This window comes from Daejeonella sp., assembly GCF_017495225.1.
Classification (GTDB): Bacteria; Bacteroidota; Bacteroidia; order Sphingobacteriales; family Sphingobacteriaceae; genus Daejeonella.
Genome location: NZ_JAFEIG010000015.1, coordinates 104,361 through 122,699, shown reverse-complemented (window position 1 = coordinate 122,699; position 18,339 = coordinate 104,361). Strand labels below are relative to the sequence as shown.

Here is an 18,339-nt window from a genome sequence, read left to right as displayed (position 1 = left end):
GGTTAGCAGGAATATTAATTATCAATCCTCCCCCTACCCCCTCTAGAGGGGGACATATGCACAACGACCTCTGGAAGTGTGCTATAAAAAAAATACACCAGCTTATTTAGTAGGAGAAATAGGCGTCTAGTATCCCCCGCTCTCGGGGGTATAAAAGGGGGTGGAAGCTGGTTAGCAGGAATATTAATTATCAATCCTCCCCCTACCCCCTCTAGAGGGGGACAAGCATGAAGCCTAAAAAACCTCTTAAAACAAACCAGGAAACTTCGCTGGAGCGCTTTCATTCATCATTTCGTAAACAATCTCTATCACATCATCCAATGAAGGTTTACTAAAATAATCGCCATCAGAGCCGTAAGGTGTACGATGAGGTTTACCCGTTAATGTTCTAGGCTTACCATCCAAATACTGATAACCATTTTGCTTTTCCAAAACTTGTTGCATGATAAATGCAGATGATCCACCCGGAACATCCTCACCAACCACCAAGAGCTTATTGGTTTTGCGCAATGATTGAGAACAAATATTATCTAAATCGAATGGTAAAAAGGTCTGTGGATCAACAATTTCGACATGAATACCCATTTTTTCGAGTTCTTCTGCGGCTTGTTCTACAATTCTTAGTGTTGAACCATAAGAAATAATAGTCATATCAGAACCTTCACGAATGATTTCAGCTTTGCCTAGCTCAACCCTAAATTCACCTATATTAGAAGGCATTTTTTCCTTCAAACGATAGCCATTTAAACATTCGATAACTAAGGCAGGTTCATCACCTTTGAGCAGGGTATTGTACATTCCTGCTGCTTGAGTCATATTCCTAGGAACACAAACATGTACCCCTCTCAATGAATTAATGATCACGCCCATTGGCGAACCTGAATGCCAGATTCCTTCTAAACGGTGTCCACGAGTACGGACAATTAAAGGAGCTTTTTGTCTTCCTCTTGTGCGATAGCTCAAAGTAGCCAAATCATCACTCAGAATATTTAAAGCAAAAAGTAGATAGTCTAAATATTGAATTTCAGCAATCGGGCGTAAACCACGCATAGCCAAGCCAATTCCTTGTCCGATAATGGTCATCTCCCGAATACCAGTATCAGTAATTCTCTTTTTTCCATACTTAGCCTGCAAACCAGCGAAACCTTGGTTTACATCACCAATGGCGCCAACATCCTCACCAAAAGCAAGAATTCGTGCATCACGAGCAAAATTAGAATCAAAACAAGCATTTAAAATCTCTCTTCCATCAACCAATTTGGTATCGTCGTCATATTCAGGTGCTATTCCTTTAATATGAAGTGGAGATTCTGCTGATTCAGTGAAAAGTTTCGAATTATATCGTTCAAAATTAGATTCATGCTGTTGAGCGTACCAATTTTGCAAGTTTTTCTTAGCATCAGATTGATCATTCCTCAATACACGCAAAGCATGCCTAAGCATTCCAAACACATCCTTACGGGAAGGATCAATACTAGCTTTAAGCGCATTTACCTGATCAATTAGCTCCTGATTGCTTGTCCCTTGAATAATTTGCTGAACAGTTTCAAGCTCCGACTTCATAGATGAATTAAAATCTAACCAAGCTTGTTTCTGACAATCGCGAATATAATTTTTAGCTGCGGCTTCTAGTTCATCCAATTCCTCCTCAGTAGCAATGGCTGATTCAATCATCCATTTTCTCATTTGGAGCATACAATCGAACTCATTTTCCCAAGCAATTCTAGACTTGTCTTTATAACGCTCATGCGATCCCGAAGTAGAGTGCCCCTGAGGCTGTGTCATTTCGGTAACATGAATCATTACGGGAATATGTTGCTCGCGACAAATGCGAATGGCCTTTTCATATGTCTCACACAAGGCTGGATAATCCCAACCTCTTACTTTGAAAATCTCATAGCCTTCACCTTTTTCATCACGTTGGAAACCCTTAAGAATTTCCGAAATATCTTGTTTAGTTGTTTGATATTCAGCTGGAACCGAAATACCATAGCCATCATCCCAAATGGAAATAGCCATTGGAACTTGGAGTACACCTGCAGCATTTATTGACTCAAAAAATATCCCTTCGGAAGTGGAAGCATTACCAATTGTTCCAAATGCTACTTCGTCGCCATTGACAGAGAAGTTTTTTAAATATTCTAAGTCTGGATTATTTCTAAAGAGTTTTGAAGCTAATGCTAATCCTACTAAACGACCCATTTGTGCACCAGTAGGTGAAATGTCTGCCGAAGAATTTTTAGTTTTTGTAAGATCTAGCCAATTCCCGTCCTCGTCGAGCGTACGGGTAGCAAAATGACAATTCATTTGCCTACCTCCAGAACCTGGATCAGCATCAAGGTCAGTGTTTGCATATAATTGAGCAAAAAATTGCGGCATCGTTAAAATGCCTGACGCAAGCATAAATGTTTGATCTCGGTAATAACCTGAACGCCAATCGCCGGCCTTAAAAGCTTTGGCCATTGCAAGCTGCGCCACCTCTTTGCCATCCCCAAAGATTCCAAATTTGGCCTTGCCGGTAAGAACTTCTTTACGTCCTAAAAGACTAGCCTGGCGACTCTCATAAGCAATTTTATAATCACTAATGATTAGGCTTCTGAAATCTTCAAAGCTTAATTCTTCCTGTCCTGGCAAAAAATTATCTGTCACTGAGCTTTCTTTCATGTTTTGCTTAAAGGACAAAAATAAGAAAAGCCTTTATGTTTTGATCAATCAAGAGCAAAATAATAGTTTGCTTAACAAGTATTTTACCAAATTATTGCAATTAGTTCTTTCCATAAATGAATCAATAACCTGAAAAACAGGTTCAATTAAAATAATATATGGATTTTCAAAAAATGAGAGATATTAAGTATTTATACTCTTAAAGGGATGTTTTAACTTCAGAAATTCAATAAAAATTGATTTAAAATAGAAACCTAAGCATAAATAGCAGCAAATAATTTCTGAAAATAAAACAAGAAAAATAATCTAAGCGATAAGGTTTTTTTTATTTTTGTTGCATGCCAGAAATTTCAAGTAAAGGCCGGCAGATGCCCGCCTCCCCGATTCGAAAATTAACTCCATTTGCTGATAAAGCTAAAAGTGAAGGTAAAAAGGTTTATCATCTAAATATTGGTCAGCCGGATATTGAAACCCCTGAGGGCATGTTAAATGCGATAAAAAATATCGACTTTAATGTTTGGGCTTATACTCCATCTGAAGGCACTTTGGCATATCGCAGCAAGCTGACTGAATATTACAATAAATTAAACTATAACATCGATCCATCACAGATTTTAGTTACTGTTGGTGGTTCTGAGGCAATTACCATCGCTATGCAGGCTTGTGTAAATGAAGGCGATGAAATTATTATCCCTGAGCCATTTTATGCAAATTATAATGGTTTTGCCTGCATGAGTAATGTGGTAGTTAAACCAATTTTATCACATATTGAAAATGGTTTTGCCCTTCCCGAAATCAGTGAATTTGAGAAATTAATCACTCCAAAAACCAAGGCAATCATCATTTGTAACCCTAATAACCCGACAGGTTATTTATATTCAAGAAAAGAGTTAGAAGCACTTAAAGAGCTTTGTTTAAAATACAATCTGTTTTTATTTTCGGATGAGGCCTACCGTGAATTCTGCTACGATGGCAAAGAATTCATTTCTCCGATGCACCTAGAAGGCTTAGAACAACATGTTATCGTGATGGATACCGTTTCTAAGCGCTACAGCGCATGCGGTGCTCGTTTGGGTTGTTTGATTACTAAGAACAAAGAAGTAATTGCTGCGGGATTAAAATTCGCACAAGCGAGATTGAGTCCGGGTATGGTTGAACAAATCGCAGCAGCGGCAGCCGTTGATACCCCAGATAGCTATTTCGAGAAGGTAAACAAAGAATATACGATGCGTCGTGATACTTTGGTAAATCGTTTAAACAGCATTGAAGGTGTATTTTGTCCAAATCCGGGTGGCGCTTTTTATGTGGTAGCGAAATTCCCAATTGATAATGCGGATAAATTCTGCCAATGGATGCTAGAAGAATTTGATTATGACAATCAGACAGTGATGATGGCGCCTGCAACGGGTTTTTATAGTACTGCCGGAACTGGACACAATGAAGTACGTTTGGCATACGTTTTGAATAAACAAGATTTGGAAGCAGCAATGACATGCTTGGAGAAAGCTTTAGCGGTTTATCCAGGGCGCGTCGACTGATTTTCCCGAAGATATGTTTGATATTTCGTATCTTTGTATGATCTAAATCGGGCCCGACCGGAATTGACAGGGTGGAGATAGGTATGTAAGCATGCAGCGCATTGTAAGTATTAGCGCTTAAATCTGAACTTTCAAACCACAATTGGCGAAAATAACTACGCCTTAGCTGCTTAATTTAGAATTTAGCAAGCTTTTGTTCCGTCAGATTCTGTTCTGTAGTCTGACATCAGGAGCATCGAAAAACAGGACTGGCCAGAGCTTAATGTTGTGATAACTCGGTAAGACAAGACAGCTAAGGAAGAAGGTATAGGTAAGCGGTTGACCTTCCCCTTCCCGACAATTAAACAACAGCTAAGCACGTAGAAAGCATAATTTGTCCCATGTTTGGACGAGAGTTCGAATCTCTCCGGGTCCACGAAAGAGCTAAAAGGCTCAAAAGAATAAGCGCTCGGCCAGGGTAAAATCCTGGCCGAGTTTTATTTTCATACAATATCTCAATTGATTATTTATTTCATAAAGTATAGGAGTACATTTCTGAAATATAAAAATATAATTAGTACAGTCTTGTTTTCAAATCCAAAACTTTAATTCTAAAATTTTCTATAATTAAAGTTTAGGAATCTCAGATTGGGGTAAGATTAGTGCTTTAGATCTTTTTTTGAAAGTGTATTGTATGCCAAAATTTACAACGTAATCAGCAAAAGCTGCATCACCGTTTCTAAATACACCCGTTTTATTTTGATATTCTAAATCGGTATAACTTTGAGGCCGATTTCTTCTTACAGCTATGGGTAGTCCAAAATTTACTGTCCAATTATTTTTCATATAAGAATAAGCCGGTTCTAAGGAAAGTATATTTCCAGGCCGCCTAAAACCTGCACTACCCCCAAAAATATCATGAACAGGAACACCTTCATAACGGCCACCAATCGAGATATTGGAACTTGCATTTGGAGAAAAATTTACCGCGATTCTGCTAGAAAATTGATCAGGAACAGACGTTATTGACTCATTAGCAAGTATTGGATTAAGTTTTTCCCTAAAAGTTCTGATACCATTAGTTTCTTTGGGATTCAATAAGTAAAAAGCACCCGTTGTTAGATAAAGTTTTTCGTTTAGTTTAACATACATTTGAGTTTCCATAATAATACCAAAACCTCCATCTCCTAATTGAATAGATTGATCTACAGGCCTTACTTCCGGATTTCCATTTACACCTACATTGTAAAAAATATCTGATGCATTATAATCACCTGTAGGAATTTTTAGAGATGAGCCTAATTGAATATTCCATGATCTTTTACCTGGATCCATAAGCCATTGTTGTATTCCAAATCTAATATCTCCTAAACCTCTTGAGAACGTTTTATGCCTCTGAGTCCTTCCATGCTCATATAATGAAGATCGGGTATTAATTTGTGTAGGAATCCCAATAGCCAAATTGGTTTTTCCTGACAACCAATAACTTACTGAATATTCCCAATTATGGGAATGATTTATTACTTCTGTACCGCTTGTTAAGCGATCAGCTTCTTCATGAGTACCCCTAAAATGTCTAAATGATTTAAAATAACGATAGTTTAAGCCAGCTTGTATATCTCCTTTTTCAAAAGAGTTATGAGTTAAATTAGCTGAACAGGAACCAAAATGTCTTACAGCAACACACCCTTGTCCAAATATTTGTTGGGACAAAAGTAAAAGAGCAATAGCAGGTAGTATCTTTTTAAGCATCAGTTTAATTCTATTTCAAGGTTGAATATAACAAAAATAAATATTAGCATTTATGAATTGTTATGGTTTATGCTACCTAATGATTTTAAACTGGATATGTATTTTATAGTATTGTTATAATAAGTAATTAGTTAATTCATATTAATTATAAAAAATTGTCCAATACAGGTTCAACAAAAAACCTCCAATTTGCATATTGATGGTATTTTTATGTTATTTCATACTCAAATTCATATTTATTCCCATTTTTGCAAAAAACACCCTCATGATCGAAAACCTTATCAAGCAATACCAATTAGCGCCACATCCTGAGGGTGGATATTTTAAAGAAACCTATAGATCAGCTGAAAATATCCCCCATACGGCATTACCAGAGCATTTTTCTGGTCCGCGTTCTTTTAGCACCGCTATCTATTTTCTTCTGTTAAAAGATCTTTTTTCAGCTTTTCACCGCATCAAAAGCGACGAATGCTGGCATTTTTATGAAGGTGATAGCTTACATGTTCATGTTCTTCATCTTAATGGTGAATATGAACTCATTAAACTAGGTCGGGATAGCGCCAATGGTGAAGTTTACCAAGCCATAGTCCCAGCCGGAGCATGGTTTGCCTCCGAAAGCAAGGGCCAATACTCATTTGTAGGTTGTACTGTAGCCCCTGGCTTTGATTTCAATGACTTTGAACTCGCCTTCGCGGATAAATTAAAAGCTGAATATCCTAAAAATATCGAATTAATTAAACGTCTGTGTCGCCAATAAAAGCTTTTATTTAGTAGCCGAGAAATTCATTAGTTTATATTGTTCATCAGGCCATGGAACCTGTTTTCCATCCTTTTTAAAGCTAGGCATTAAAGCATTTTTAGATTTTAGCTCCTTGGTCATTAAATCTGCCAACTCCTTCACCTTTTCAGGATATTTAGCTGCCAAATCTTTTTCCTCCCCAATATCATTGTTCAAATCATAAAGCTCCAAAGTTTGATATTTATGGAAATAAATGAGCTTCCAATTCCCTTTACGCAAGGCTGTACCCCATGATATTCCCTTTAAATTTACGGTAGTCCAGTTATTTGGATAATGCCATAAAAGCACCTTCTCAGAATCCATTTTGTTTGCATCCTTTAAAAATGGAACCATGCTTTTCCCATCAACTGTTTGAATAGTTTTATATTTTTTTTGTCCTGCAAATTCCATTAAGGTCGGGAAAATATCATCAATCCCAACATATTGTTTTGTGGTGCTTGATGGGGCAATACCGGGACCAGCAACTAGCATCGGAATACGGATTCCACCTTCATAAAGTGAACCTTTTCCCTGTCTTAGAGGAAGATTTTGAGTATGAGCAATGCCTCCTCTTTGTGGCGTCAAACTTAATCCTCCATTGTCTGATAAGAATAAAATATAGGTATCATCAGCAATTCCCTCTTTGTCAAGGTAATCCATTAAATCGCCCAAGCTTTTATCCATACCCTCAACTAGGGCTGCATAGCGAGCTTCCGTATCGGAAACACCTTTATCAATATAATATTGGTAAAAACGATCATCCTTACTCAAAGGAATGTGGACTGCATAATGAGACATGTGCAGAAAAAAGGGCTTTCCATTATTTTTATTAGCCTCCAAAGTGGCAATTGCCTCTCTGGTTAAGGCTTCAGTGAGGTTTAATCCTTGTGCAATGTATTTATCTAATCCGCGGACTGCCCACAAGGTATCATTTGGATTGCTTCGGTAAGAATCTTTAGCTAAAAAGCTTCCTGGATGCCCAGCTGCCGAACCCGCAATATTTACGTCAAAACCAATGTTAATTGGATTGGAAGCTGGAGTTCCGTAAGGAGAAAAATGTGCCTTCCCACAATGAATATTGAAATATCCTGCTTGCTTCAACAGCATTGGCAATGGCGTAGCTACAACTGAATTTGCAATTCCTGGCACAGTACTCAAACCATTGTGATTCCAGTTTGGTGGACTTAAGAGACTATCTGGATAATCAGTTGGGGTATCTTTTTTAACATTAGTCCAATTGGTAATTCTATGCCTTGCTTCATTCATTCCAGTAGCTAAACTCACCCTAGTTGGAGTACAAACTGGATTAGCATAAGCATTACTAAATTTCATTCCTCTTTTTGCCAATCGCTCCATATTGGGAGTACGGTAGAGATCATTAAATGCTGTTCTTTTATCCCAAAATGGAACGGATGTATCTTGCCAACCCATATCATCCACTAAAAAAACAATGATATTTTTCTTGTTTTCCTGCGAAAAAGTCGGGCCAAATCCGAATAAGACAAGTCCAAAAACTAAAACAAAACCAATTTTTCTCATAAATTAAATGCATTTAACTAATTAGTGAAAATAAGAAAAAAATTAAAATAAATATAATTTTAAACGATTATTCAATGCCTATGATGATATTTTAAGCGATTTATTTATATTGCAGTTGAATTTTTAATAAAAATTAAAAAATGTTGACATCAAATAGCTTTACTCTAAAAAAATGGATGTTCATGAGTGGAAAAATCCTCCTTCTATTCATCATCCCATTTAACTCCATCGCACAAAAATCAAATTCAAAGCCCAATATCATTTATATCTATGCCGATGATTTAGGTTATGGCGAATTAGGAAGCTACGGACAAACAAAGATAAAAACACCAAATTTAGATCAATTAGCAAAAGAGGGCATGCGCTTTACCCAGCATTATAGTGGCGCTCCTGTTTGTGCCCCATCAAGAAGTATTTTAATGACCGGCAAGCATTCGGGACACTCTTATATCAGGGGTAATTATGAATTGGGAGGCTTTGCGGATAGCTTGGAAGGCGGACAAATGCCTTTACATGAAGGTGCTTATACTGTGGCTAAAATGCTGAAAGAAAGAGGTTATAGCACCGGACTAATAGGTAAATGGGGTATGGGTGTTACCAATACCACTGGGAGTCCACTGAAACATGGTTTCGATTACTATTATGGATACCTCGATCAAAAACAAGCACATAATTTCTACCCTACACATTTATGGGAAAATGATAAATGGGATGCTTTAAACAATCATTCATTCATGGTTCATGGTAAAATTGACCCCAAAACTGCTACCGATGCAGATTTTAATAAATTTATTGGGAAGGATTATGCACCAGCAAAAATGACTCAAAAAGCCTTGGGCTTTTTAGATAAAAACAAGAATAACCCATTTTACCTGTACCTACCATTTCCATTGCCTCATTTAGCTTTACAAGCCCCAGAAGAGTATGTAAAAAAGTATATAGGCATGTTTGATGAGAAGCCTTATTATGGAGAAAATGGCTATGCTCCTAGCAAATACCCGCTTTCTACCTACGCAGCAATGATTACCTATTTAGATGATCAAGTTGGCGCGGTGATGCGAAAAGTAAAAGAATTAGGATTAGATAATAACACTATTATCATGTTTTCAAGCGATAATGGAGCCACTTTTTCGGCAGGTGTTGATTCTAAGTTTTTTAATAGTGTTTCGGGATTACGAGGCTTAAAAATGGATCTTTATGAAGGTGGAATTCGGGTTCCTTTCTTGGCTCGTTGGCCAAATAAAATTAAAGCAAATACAGTTAGCGACCATGTTTCAGGTCAGTTTGATATCATGGCTACCTTTGCTGAAATCACTGGAAATAAAATCACAAATACCGATGGGATATCACTTTTGCCCGAACTTTTAGGCAAATCAAAAGATCAACAAAAACATGGTTTTCTTTATTTTGAATACCCTGAAAATGGCGGTCAGCTAGCTGTTCGTATTGGAAATTGGAAGGGTGTTAAACTAAATGTGAGAAATAAACCAGATGCTAAATGGCAATTATTTGATTTAGAGAAAGATCGTAATGAAAGCACTGATATCGCTTCATTACACCCGCAAATTATCGCTGAAATGAATGCCATCGTTAAAAGAGAGCATGTTCATCCACATATTTTAGATTGGGAGTTTATTGATCCGAAAATTTCAAGAAAATAAGCAATAATCTCATTATCAGATGCTTAATTCCATTTTATAAAAGATTTGGAATTAAGCATTTTTTTTAGTATATTATTTAGTGTTATCAGCAAAAAATTGATCGCTAAAATTGACCAAAAACAATTCAGATGAAGATCGGGTTACGCCAGTATAAAGCCATCTTAAAAATTCTGTATTAAGCATCTCATCCGTAAGATAACCCTGATCGATAAAAACAGCAGGCCATTGCCCTCCCTGAGCCTTATGACAAGTTACAGCAAAGGCAAATTTTATTTGGAGTGCATTATAATAGGGATCTTTCTTCATTTCATCCATACGCATTTTCTTATTCTCAATATGCATATAATCCTCTAATACAGCCTCATACAAGCGTTTAGAATCGGTACTCGACAGACTTGGGGTTTCACAATATAGAGTATCCATTAAAACTTTGCAGCTCAAAGGTTCTTGATCGGGATAATCAAGTAATTCGATAACAACTTCAGCAAAACGGAAACCATATTGCTCCTCTACCCTTCTCACCTTTCGTATCCGAGCAATATCACCATTGGCAATAAAATCACCGCTCCCATCTTCGGGTTTGAGCCAGAAATAGTTATTTCGGACAATCATGATGTGATCTCCTCCCGTTATTTCCTCCTCTCGATACAAAATACGGTTCCGAATATTTTGATTATAAGCATTGGCATTCTTATTGGAGCGACAAATTACAATGGAATTTTCCATCCCATATTTGTCATAAGCATAGTTTAGGCCCTCCACCAATCGTTCTCCAGTCATTCTGAAAATATCTTTGTAGCCTCTAGTCTTAAATTTAGGAAAAACCTCCTTTTCTTTACGAATCAACTCCCTAATTGCAGTCGCATTGAATAAAATACCCGATTGCTTCTCCTGACGGACAACATCAGTCAATTCATAGCTAAATACTTCTAAACCAAACTGAGAATTAAGTAGATTTTTTTCTAGTGCGGGACTAGTCGCAGAGCCTACAGGAGGAAGCTGTGCCGTATCTCCTACAAGCATTAGTTTGCAATTTTTGCTATTGTAAACATAGCTTATAAGATCTTGTAAAAGGCTATGTCGGCTATAATCATGAACTTGATCGGAGATCATGGAGGCCTCATCAACGATGAAAAGAGTATTTTCCATGAGATTTTCACCGAGGACAAAATTCATTTCCGGACTAGCAGCTACTTTTTTACGATATATTTTTTTGTGGATGGTAAATGCCTTGCGACCAGAATAATTGCTGATAACCTTGGCGGCTCGCCCAGTAGGGGCCAGTAAAACCGATTTTAGCTTAACTTGAGGTAAGACTTTTACAAGAGCGCTAATGAGTGTTGTCTTTCCTGTACCTGCATAACCTTTAAGCACAAAACAAGAGTCCACATTGCTTGAAAGCACAAACTTTTCCAATAAAGAAAACACCTCACTCTGTTGGGAAGTAGGAATATTTCCGAAATTTTGTTCAAGTAGCTTGTGGAAATTCATTGCTGCAAATTGCAAATTCTTAGCTTAAAATTCTTTAAAGAAATGCATGTATTCAAATAAATAATTTGCAAATTGAAAGAATTAGAAAAATATCTCAGAGAAACTATACTTTTGTTATCGATGAATAAATTACTGCACTTAATTGACGATGAGTTTCAATCTCAAAATGCCGCTAAATGCGATCTATTGATACATTTAGGCTTTGAATCTATTCAATATGCAATTATTGATAAAGTTAGAGATGAACTCAAAGCACTCGTTGAATATGAACTAGATGGCACATCGAGCCCAAAATCTCTTATCGAAGCCATTGAAAGTCTGCCAGAGTGTAATAAAGAATTCAAATATCCTTTCAACAAGGTTAAAATTTCATTTGATAGCTACCTATTTACTTTTATTCCACAAGAATTATTTGTAGTGGCAGACTTATACGAATATGCTAAATACATTGAAAGTACGCATGCTAATGATGTTTTAGCTAAACCAATTGCGGCGGCAAACATTCAAAATGTATTTAAAATAAACTCTGATTTACATCTAAAGCTGAAAAACATTTTCGGGGAAGCCATCATTTTAAATCAGGCAAATGCATTTATTCAGGGAATAATAAAAAACTACCAAAAAGGTGAAAAATCGGCTTTAATTATTGATATCCACCAAAAACATATCCAAATAGCTCATTTAGAACATTCTAAATTAGCCTTCTACAATATTTTCGATTGTATGAATGCCGATGAATTGAACTATTTCCTTCTAAATTGTATTGAGACACTCAAAATAAATGTTCAAGATTGTTCAATGATGCTTTCAGGAAAAGTAGTAAAAGGAGATGAGTCTTATCAACGCATAGAAAAATATTTTGGAGATATTCAATTTGCTGATGCTGAACTAATTGTAAGACATCCTGAAAAATTTAATGAGGTATTAAGACATCACTTTTTCCCGCTAATTTCACTCGACCAATGCGAATAATAGGTGGGAAATTAAAAGGTCAACGCTTAAATCCTCCAGCTAATCTTCCTGTTAGACCAACAACAGACCAAGCGAAGGAAGCCCTATTTAATATTCTCAATAATCAGTTTGATTTCGATAATTTAAAAGTTTTAGATCTGTTTAGTGGGACAGGAAATATCACGATGGAATTTGCTTCGCGTGGCGTTCCGGAAATTTATTCGGTAGACAGAGATTTTGGATGTATCAACTATTTAAAATCGCTAATCAAACAATACGAACTAACTAATATTAAGCCATTTAAATCGGATGTTTTCAAATATTTAGAATTAGAAACAGAGCAATTTGACATAATTTTTGCTGATCCTCCCTACGATCTTCCACAAATGAACCTCATTGCTACTAAAGTACTTGAGAAAAACCTGTTAAAAGAAAATGGCTATTTAATAATTGAGCATCCAAGCATGAAAAAGATAGATAATCATCCTCTATTTATTGAGCAGCGGAAATATGGCTCTTCCTCATTTAGCTTTTTCGGGGAGACTCAGTAAATTATCTAGATATCATCAATTAATTTTAATTTTGTAAAATTTTAATGGAGATTGACAATATGGCGCTATGCCTTGCAATCTATCAGATCAAAATAATATTTTTTAAATCAAAGCCATGAAAATCGCACTTTTTCCAGGATCATTTGATCCAGTTACTAAAGCACATGTTGATATATTAAAACGCTCATTACCACTATTTGATAAGGTTGTGATTGGAATTGGCTTAAACAGTACCAAACCAGCCTATTTAAATCTAGAGAAACGTAAAGAAATATTAAGAGCCGTTTTTGCAGATGAGCCTAAGGTTGAGGTGAAGACTTATGAGGGACTGACTGTCGAATTTTGTAAAAAAATAGACGCTAAGTACATGATTAGAGGCATACGTACCGTTTCAGATTTTGAATATGAAAAAGCAATTGCCCAAATGAATCATGCGCTCGCACCTGATATCGAAAGCATTTTTATTGTGAGTAAGCCCGGTTACTCCTCCATAAGCTCAACAATTGTGCGTGATATTATGCGTAATAATGGTGATGTAAGCCAATTTATCCCTAAAGAGGCTGTCGATTTACTTTAATAGTTAGTCAATTACCTGCAATAAATCTTTAATTAAAGGATAGGTGTTTTCTTGAACTAAAGATAAATCAGCTTTCGATATCCAACGAACATCCGTAATTCCTTCCTCTAATTGGGGAATTAATTTTTCCTGCTTATTCGATTTCATCCAATACCAAGCCGTTTTTTTAATCACCCTAGCTCCATTCATCTCATAAATATGGTAGGTATTGCAAATTTTTTCACCGCTTGACTCGATCTTGATTCCACATTCTTCTTCAACCTCGCGTATAGCCGCGACTCTTGAATTTTCATCCTTTTCAATTTTACCCTTTGGAAGATCCCATTTACCTATTCTGAAAATAAATAAACATTGATTTAATTCATTTTTCACAATCCCACCCGCAGCTTTTATAGTAATCATAGAACGCTTGATACTTTTAAAGATGGGCTTGAACTGTGGAGATAAAAGAAAAAATATTTTGGGACTTTCTAGAAGCTTGGCATGGTCGTAAAATTCAGGAAAATTAAAATCATTGAGGCTAAGTACTTGATAATCAGTGATATTTTTTGGTACAGATTCTGTAATGATTAAAACTGCTTGGTTGATATAAATTTTATAAATTTGTGCCATGATTAATAAGAGTGAAGTTGAACAAAAAGTAGCCGAATTTCTGCTACAAATTAAAGCAATTAAATTACAACCTACTAAGCCATTTACATGGGCTTCGGGCTGGAAATCTCCAATATACTGCGATAACCGCATCACTTTATCACATCCATCTATCCGAACCTATATTAGACAGCAACTTTCTACCTTAATTCAAGAGGAGTTTGGATCTGTTTCAGTAATTGCAGGAGTAGCTACAGCGGGAATCCCTCAGGGCGCATTAGTTGCACAAGAATTAGGTTTACCATTTATCTATGTTAGAGCAAAAGCGAAAGAACATGGTACTGGTAACTTAATTGAAGGTGAATTTACTCCAGGGCAACGTGTTGTGGTAATAGAAGACCTTATTTCGACAGGTAAAAGCAGCTTACAAGCCGTGCAGGCCTTAAGAGAGGCTGGTTGTGAGGTTGCGGGACTAGTAGGTATCTTTAATTATGGCTTTGATGCAGCGGATGAGAATTTTAAAAATGCGAAATGCAGATTTTTAACTTTATCTAATTATACTGCCCTAATTGAGTATGCTGCCGAACATAATTTTGTATCTGCCGAAGACTTAAATATCCTAAGAAAATGGCGTGAAAACCCAGAAGCTTGGGGAAAATAAATCCTAAATTAATTTTATGACAATCATAGAAAGTAAGGTCTTAATCAACAAACCTGTACATGAGGTTTTTGAATTTCTATCCGACCTAAATAATCATCAACAACTGATGCCCGAAAATATTTATAATTGGTCGTCAACAAAAGATGAAGCTAGATTTACCATTCAAAATATGGCTAAACTTGCCATTAAAATCTCTTCAATTATAGAAAATAAAGAGATTATTGCCACCCCAACTGAAGAAGTGCCCTTTACCTTAGAGCTAAAATGGACACTTAATGACGCTGGGGATGGTCAGACCGAAGCAACACACGCCATTTCAGCGGATTTAAACATGATGATGAAAATGATTGTTGCTGGTCCGCTACAAAAACTTGTCGACCATCAAACAAATACCCTAAAGGATATCCTTTCGGTTTAAGCAAAAAATATTTCCAGTAAAAAACTCCTGAACTAAAACTCAGGAGTTTTTTGTTTTTTAGCCAATTAACAAACATTATGAAGCTTTGTTTGTCAATAAAATGGGACAAATATTCAGGATAAAAATTTGAAAATCAGACAATTAGTCATGTAAAAAATATTTTGCCTGACGAAATTGCAGTTCTACGGACTTAAACACAAATGGCAGCTAATTTGCTTGATTTTAATCACTATGAATTTAAATAACTTCACCATCAAGGCACAAGAAGCCGTACAAAAGGCTTCAGAAATAGCGAGTGGCAATCAGCAACAAGCTATTGAGACTGCACACCTGCTTAAAGGATTGTTAAATGTTGATGAAAATGTAATTAGCTATCTTTTTAAGAAGCTTAACATCAATATTAATCGAATTACAGAAGTAGTTGATGCACAAATTCAAAGCTTTCCGAAAGTTAGCGGAAGTGAAATTTATCTTTCATCAGGGGCAAACTCAGCCTTACAAAAAGGGATGAGCTATCTTAAGGAATTCAAGGATGAGTTTATGTCGGTAGAGCATATCCTATTGGGATTATTAGCTACTGGCGATAAAGTCAGTTCAATTTTAAAGGATGCCGGCATGAACGAGTCGGATCTTAAAAAAGCTATCCAAGAGCTTAGAGGCAATAGCCGTGTGACCGATCAGAATGCGGAAGCCACTTATAATGCATTAAACAAATATGCACGTAACCTGAATGAATATGCCGAATCGGGCAAGCTCGACCCAGTAATTGGTCGTGATGAAGAAATTAGACGGGTAATTCAAATACTCTCACGCCGAACCAAAAACAATCCGATTTTAATTGGAGAACCTGGTGTGGGTAAGACTGCCATCGCCGAAGGTATTGCCTTCCGCGTGATACAGGGCGATGTTCCCGAAAACCTAAAATCGAAAACCGTTTTCTCTTTAGACATGGGTTCATTGATTGCTGGGGCAAAGTACAAGGGCGAATTTGAAGAACGCCTGAAAGCCGTGATCAAGGAAGTAACCCAAAGCGATGGAGAAATAATCCTATTTATTGATGAAATACACACCCTTGTTGGTGCTGGCGGTGGTGAGGGAGCTATGGATGCCGCAAACATTCTAAAACCTGCTCTTGCCCGTGGAGAGTTAAGAGCTATTGGGGCAACCACTCTTAATGAGTATCAAAAATACTTCGAAAAAGATAAGGCTTTGGAACGTCGATTCCAGAAAGTGATGGTGGATGAGCCGAATACGCAAGATGCAATCTCTATCCTTAGGGGATTAAAAGAACGCTACGAAACACATCATAAAGTTAGGATTAAGGATGAGGCGATTATTGCAGCGGTAGAATTATCGCAAAGGTATATTTCAGATCGTTTCCTTCCCGATAAGGCTATCGACTTAATGGATGAGGCTGCATCTAAGCTACGTTTAGAAATGGATTCTGTACCAGAAGTAGTGGATGAGCTTAACCGCAAAATTATGCAGCTCGAGATTGAACGCGAGGCCATTAAAAGAGAGAATGACGAGAAAAAAGTCAAGGAACTCTCTGAAGAAATTGCCAATCTTTCAAACGAACGCGATTCTTTAAAAGCAAGCTGGAAGGCAGAAAAAGACCTTGTGGATGCCATAAACAATGAAGGTGAGCAAATTGAAAACTTTAAATTAGAGGCTGATCAAGCAGAGCGCGCCGGAGATTATGGTAAAGTAGCTGAATTGAGATATGGGAAAATTAAACAAGCACAAGATCAAGTAGAACTTCTCAAAAAACAATTAGCTGAGACCCAACTCGGCAACCGAATGTTGAAAGAAGAGGTTACTGCTGAGGATATTGCTGGGATTGTATCGCGCTGGACTGGTGTACCGGTTACTAAAATGATTCAAAGTGAACGTGAGAAGCTTTTACACATGGAGGCCGAACTGCATAAACGAGTTGCTGGACAAGAGGAAGCCATTGAAGCTATTTCTGATGCCATCAGACGCTCTAGGGCTGGCCTACAAGATAAACGTAAGCCCATTGGCTCATTCATCTTTCTAGGCACAACAGGAGTGGGTAAAACGGAACTTGCAAAGGCACTAGCCGAATATCTATTTAATGATGAGCATGCCATGATTCGAATTGATATGAGCGAATATCAAGAGCGTCATGCTGTTTCGCGACTCATTGGAGCGCCTCCAGGATATGTGGGATATGATGAAGGCGGACAATTAACAGAGGCCGTGCGTAGAAAACCTTATTCAGTTATTTTACTTGATGAAATTGAAAAAGCACATCCCGATGTATTTAATATTTTATTACAAGTGTTAGATGACGGTCGCTTAACTGATAATAAAGGCAGATTGGTGGATTTTAAAAATACCATTATCATCATGACCTCTAATATTGGATCCCATTTAATACAAGACAATTTCAAGGATCTAACTGAAATAAATAGAGATCAGGTGATTGCCAAAACTAAAACAGAGTTATTTGAGCTTTTAAAGCAAACTATACGTCCTGAGTTTTTAAACAGAATTGATGAGCTGATTATGTTCACACCATTAAATCGTGCAGAACTAAGGGATATTGTTTCACTACAGTTTAAAGGAGTTCAAGATACGCTTTCTGAGATGGGAATAGAGATCGATGCAAGCGATGAAGCATTAGATTGGTTATCGCAATTAGGCTATGACCCACAGTTTGGTGCGCGCCCATTGAAAAGAGTCATTCAAAAACGAATTCTTAATGAGTTATCAAAGGAAATCCTTGCAGGAAAAATTGATAAAGACAGCAAAATTAAACTGGATGTATTCGATAATCAATTTGTTTTCCTAAACCTAGAAAAATAAAAATGATTGCCCTTTAAAACAAAGAAGCCGTGTTGATTATTTCAACACGGCTTCTCTTTAGGATTTAATTTAATACAAAATTATGCAAGTCTTACATTTACTGCACTAAGACCTTTTTTACCTTCCTCAACCTCAAACTCAACTTTATCATTTTGTCTTATATCCTGCTTTAATCCACTTACATGAACAAAAATTTCTTTGCCATCCTCTTGGGTAATAAATCCGAATCCTTTGGATTCATTGAAAAATTTTACTGTACCGGTTTCCATTGATTAGTTTTTAGTTTTTTTAATTTTTATGTTTAAAGCAATATAGCGAAATAAATCGAGAAAAACAATATGTTACAACAATAAAATTAA

General features: G+C 36.7%; 15 protein-coding genes and 1 other RNA gene. 10 read left to right on the top strand and 6 right to left on the bottom strand.

Going from position 1 to position 18,339, the window contains the following annotated elements; translation table 11 throughout:
* Positions 1–246: 246 nt before the first annotated feature.
* Positions 247–2,664, bottom strand: a complete 2,418-nt coding sequence (locus tag QZ136_RS06300) for an alpha-ketoacid dehydrogenase subunit alpha/beta (RefSeq protein WP_291401553.1) — start codon at positions 2,662–2,664, stop codon at positions 247–249.
* 338 nt (positions 2,665–3,002) lie between these two features.
* On the opposite strand from QZ136_RS06300, the gene QZ136_RS06295 reads away from it, so the two are divergent.
* Positions 3,003–4,202 carry a pyridoxal phosphate-dependent aminotransferase gene (locus QZ136_RS06295; protein ID WP_291401551.1) on the top strand — a complete coding sequence of 400 codons (1,200 nt, stop codon included), beginning with the start codon at positions 3,003–3,005 and terminating at the stop codon, positions 4,200–4,202.
* 49 nt (positions 4,203–4,251) lie between these two features.
* Positions 4,252–4,620: a transfer-messenger RNA gene (ssrA, locus tag QZ136_RS06290) on the top strand.
* 188 nt (positions 4,621–4,808) lie between these two features.
* Here ssrA and QZ136_RS06285 read toward each other — a convergent pair.
* Positions 4,809–5,933, bottom strand: coding sequence for a hypothetical protein (locus tag QZ136_RS06285; protein ID WP_291401549.1), 1,125 nt, complete (start codon positions 5,931–5,933; stop codon positions 4,809–4,811).
* Positions 5,934–6,198: 265 nt separating this feature from the next.
* Here QZ136_RS06285 and QZ136_RS06280 point away from each other — a divergent pair, with 265 nt between their 5' ends.
* Complete coding sequence (locus QZ136_RS06280) at positions 6,199–6,690, top strand: cupin domain-containing protein (protein WP_291401547.1); 492 nt, start codon at positions 6,199–6,201, stop codon at positions 6,688–6,690.
* 6 nt (positions 6,691–6,696) lie between these two features.
* On the opposite strand, the gene QZ136_RS06275 is transcribed toward QZ136_RS06280, so the two are convergent.
* A complete protein-coding gene (locus tag QZ136_RS06275; protein ID WP_291401545.1) occupies positions 6,697–8,250 on the bottom strand; it encodes a sulfatase in 1,554 nt (517 codons plus the stop codon).
* Between the two features lie 140 nt (positions 8,251–8,390).
* On the opposite strand from QZ136_RS06275, the gene QZ136_RS06270 reads away from it, so the two are divergent.
* Positions 8,391–9,911 (top strand): arylsulfatase, encoded by a 1,521-nt coding sequence (locus tag QZ136_RS06270; RefSeq protein ID WP_291401543.1) that lies wholly within the window; start codon positions 8,391–8,393, stop codon positions 9,909–9,911.
* 72 nt (positions 9,912–9,983) lie between these two features.
* Here QZ136_RS06270 and QZ136_RS06265 read toward each other — a convergent pair whose 3' ends face one another.
* Positions 9,984–11,402: an AAA family ATPase gene (locus tag QZ136_RS06265; protein WP_291401541.1), complete on the bottom strand. Its 1,419-nt coding sequence runs from the start codon at positions 11,400–11,402 to the stop codon at positions 9,984–9,986.
* 72 nt (positions 11,403–11,474) lie between these two features.
* Between QZ136_RS06265 and QZ136_RS06260 the strand changes: the two genes are divergently transcribed.
* The 3 genes from QZ136_RS06260 to coaD all read left to right on the top strand — a co-directional run bounded on the left by QZ136_RS06260 (position 11,475) and on the right by coaD (position 13,481).
* Positions 11,475–12,374 carry a DUF3822 family protein gene (locus QZ136_RS06260; protein ID WP_291401539.1) on the top strand — a complete coding sequence of 300 codons (900 nt, stop codon included), beginning with the start codon at positions 11,475–11,477 and terminating at the stop codon, positions 12,372–12,374.
* On the top strand, positions 12,365–12,904 hold the full coding sequence (locus QZ136_RS06255) for an RsmD family RNA methyltransferase (RefSeq protein ID WP_291401537.1): 540 nt from the start codon (positions 12,365–12,367) through the stop codon (positions 12,902–12,904). Before QZ136_RS06260 ends, QZ136_RS06255 begins: the two co-directional genes overlap by 10 nt.
* A gap of 115 nt (positions 12,905–13,019) precedes the next feature.
* Entirely contained in the window at positions 13,020–13,481 is a 462-nt protein-coding gene (gene coaD, locus QZ136_RS06250) for a pantetheine-phosphate adenylyltransferase (protein ID WP_291401535.1), read from the top strand.
* 3 nt (positions 13,482–13,484) lie between these two features.
* Here coaD and QZ136_RS06245 read toward each other — a convergent pair whose 3' ends face one another.
* Positions 13,485–14,093 (bottom strand): NUDIX domain-containing protein, encoded by a 609-nt coding sequence (locus QZ136_RS06245; protein ID WP_291401533.1) that lies wholly within the window; start codon positions 14,091–14,093, stop codon positions 13,485–13,487.
* Between QZ136_RS06245 and pyrE the strand changes: the two genes are divergently transcribed.
* The 3 genes from pyrE (at position 14,092) to clpB (ending at position 17,980) form a co-directional block, all read left to right on the top strand.
* Complete coding sequence (gene pyrE / locus QZ136_RS06240) at positions 14,092–14,733, top strand: orotate phosphoribosyltransferase (RefSeq protein WP_291401531.1); 642 nt, start codon at positions 14,092–14,094, stop codon at positions 14,731–14,733. The two genes, QZ136_RS06245 and pyrE, sit on opposite strands and share 2 nt — an antisense overlap.
* A 16-nt stretch (positions 14,734–14,749) precedes the next feature.
* Positions 14,750–15,151 (top strand): SRPBCC family protein, encoded by a 402-nt coding sequence (locus tag QZ136_RS06235; protein WP_291401528.1) that lies wholly within the window; start codon positions 14,750–14,752, stop codon positions 15,149–15,151.
* A gap of 231 nt (positions 15,152–15,382) precedes the next feature.
* On the top strand, positions 15,383–17,980 hold the full coding sequence (gene clpB, locus QZ136_RS06230) for an ATP-dependent chaperone ClpB (RefSeq protein WP_291401525.1): 2,598 nt from the start codon (positions 15,383–15,385) through the stop codon (positions 17,978–17,980).
* Positions 17,981–18,060: 80 nt separating this feature from the next.
* Here clpB and QZ136_RS06225 read toward each other — a convergent pair whose 3' ends face one another.
* On the bottom strand, positions 18,061–18,249 hold the full coding sequence (locus QZ136_RS06225) for a cold-shock protein (protein WP_079703939.1): 189 nt from the start codon (positions 18,247–18,249) through the stop codon (positions 18,061–18,063).
* Positions 18,250–18,339 lie beyond the last annotated feature (90 nt).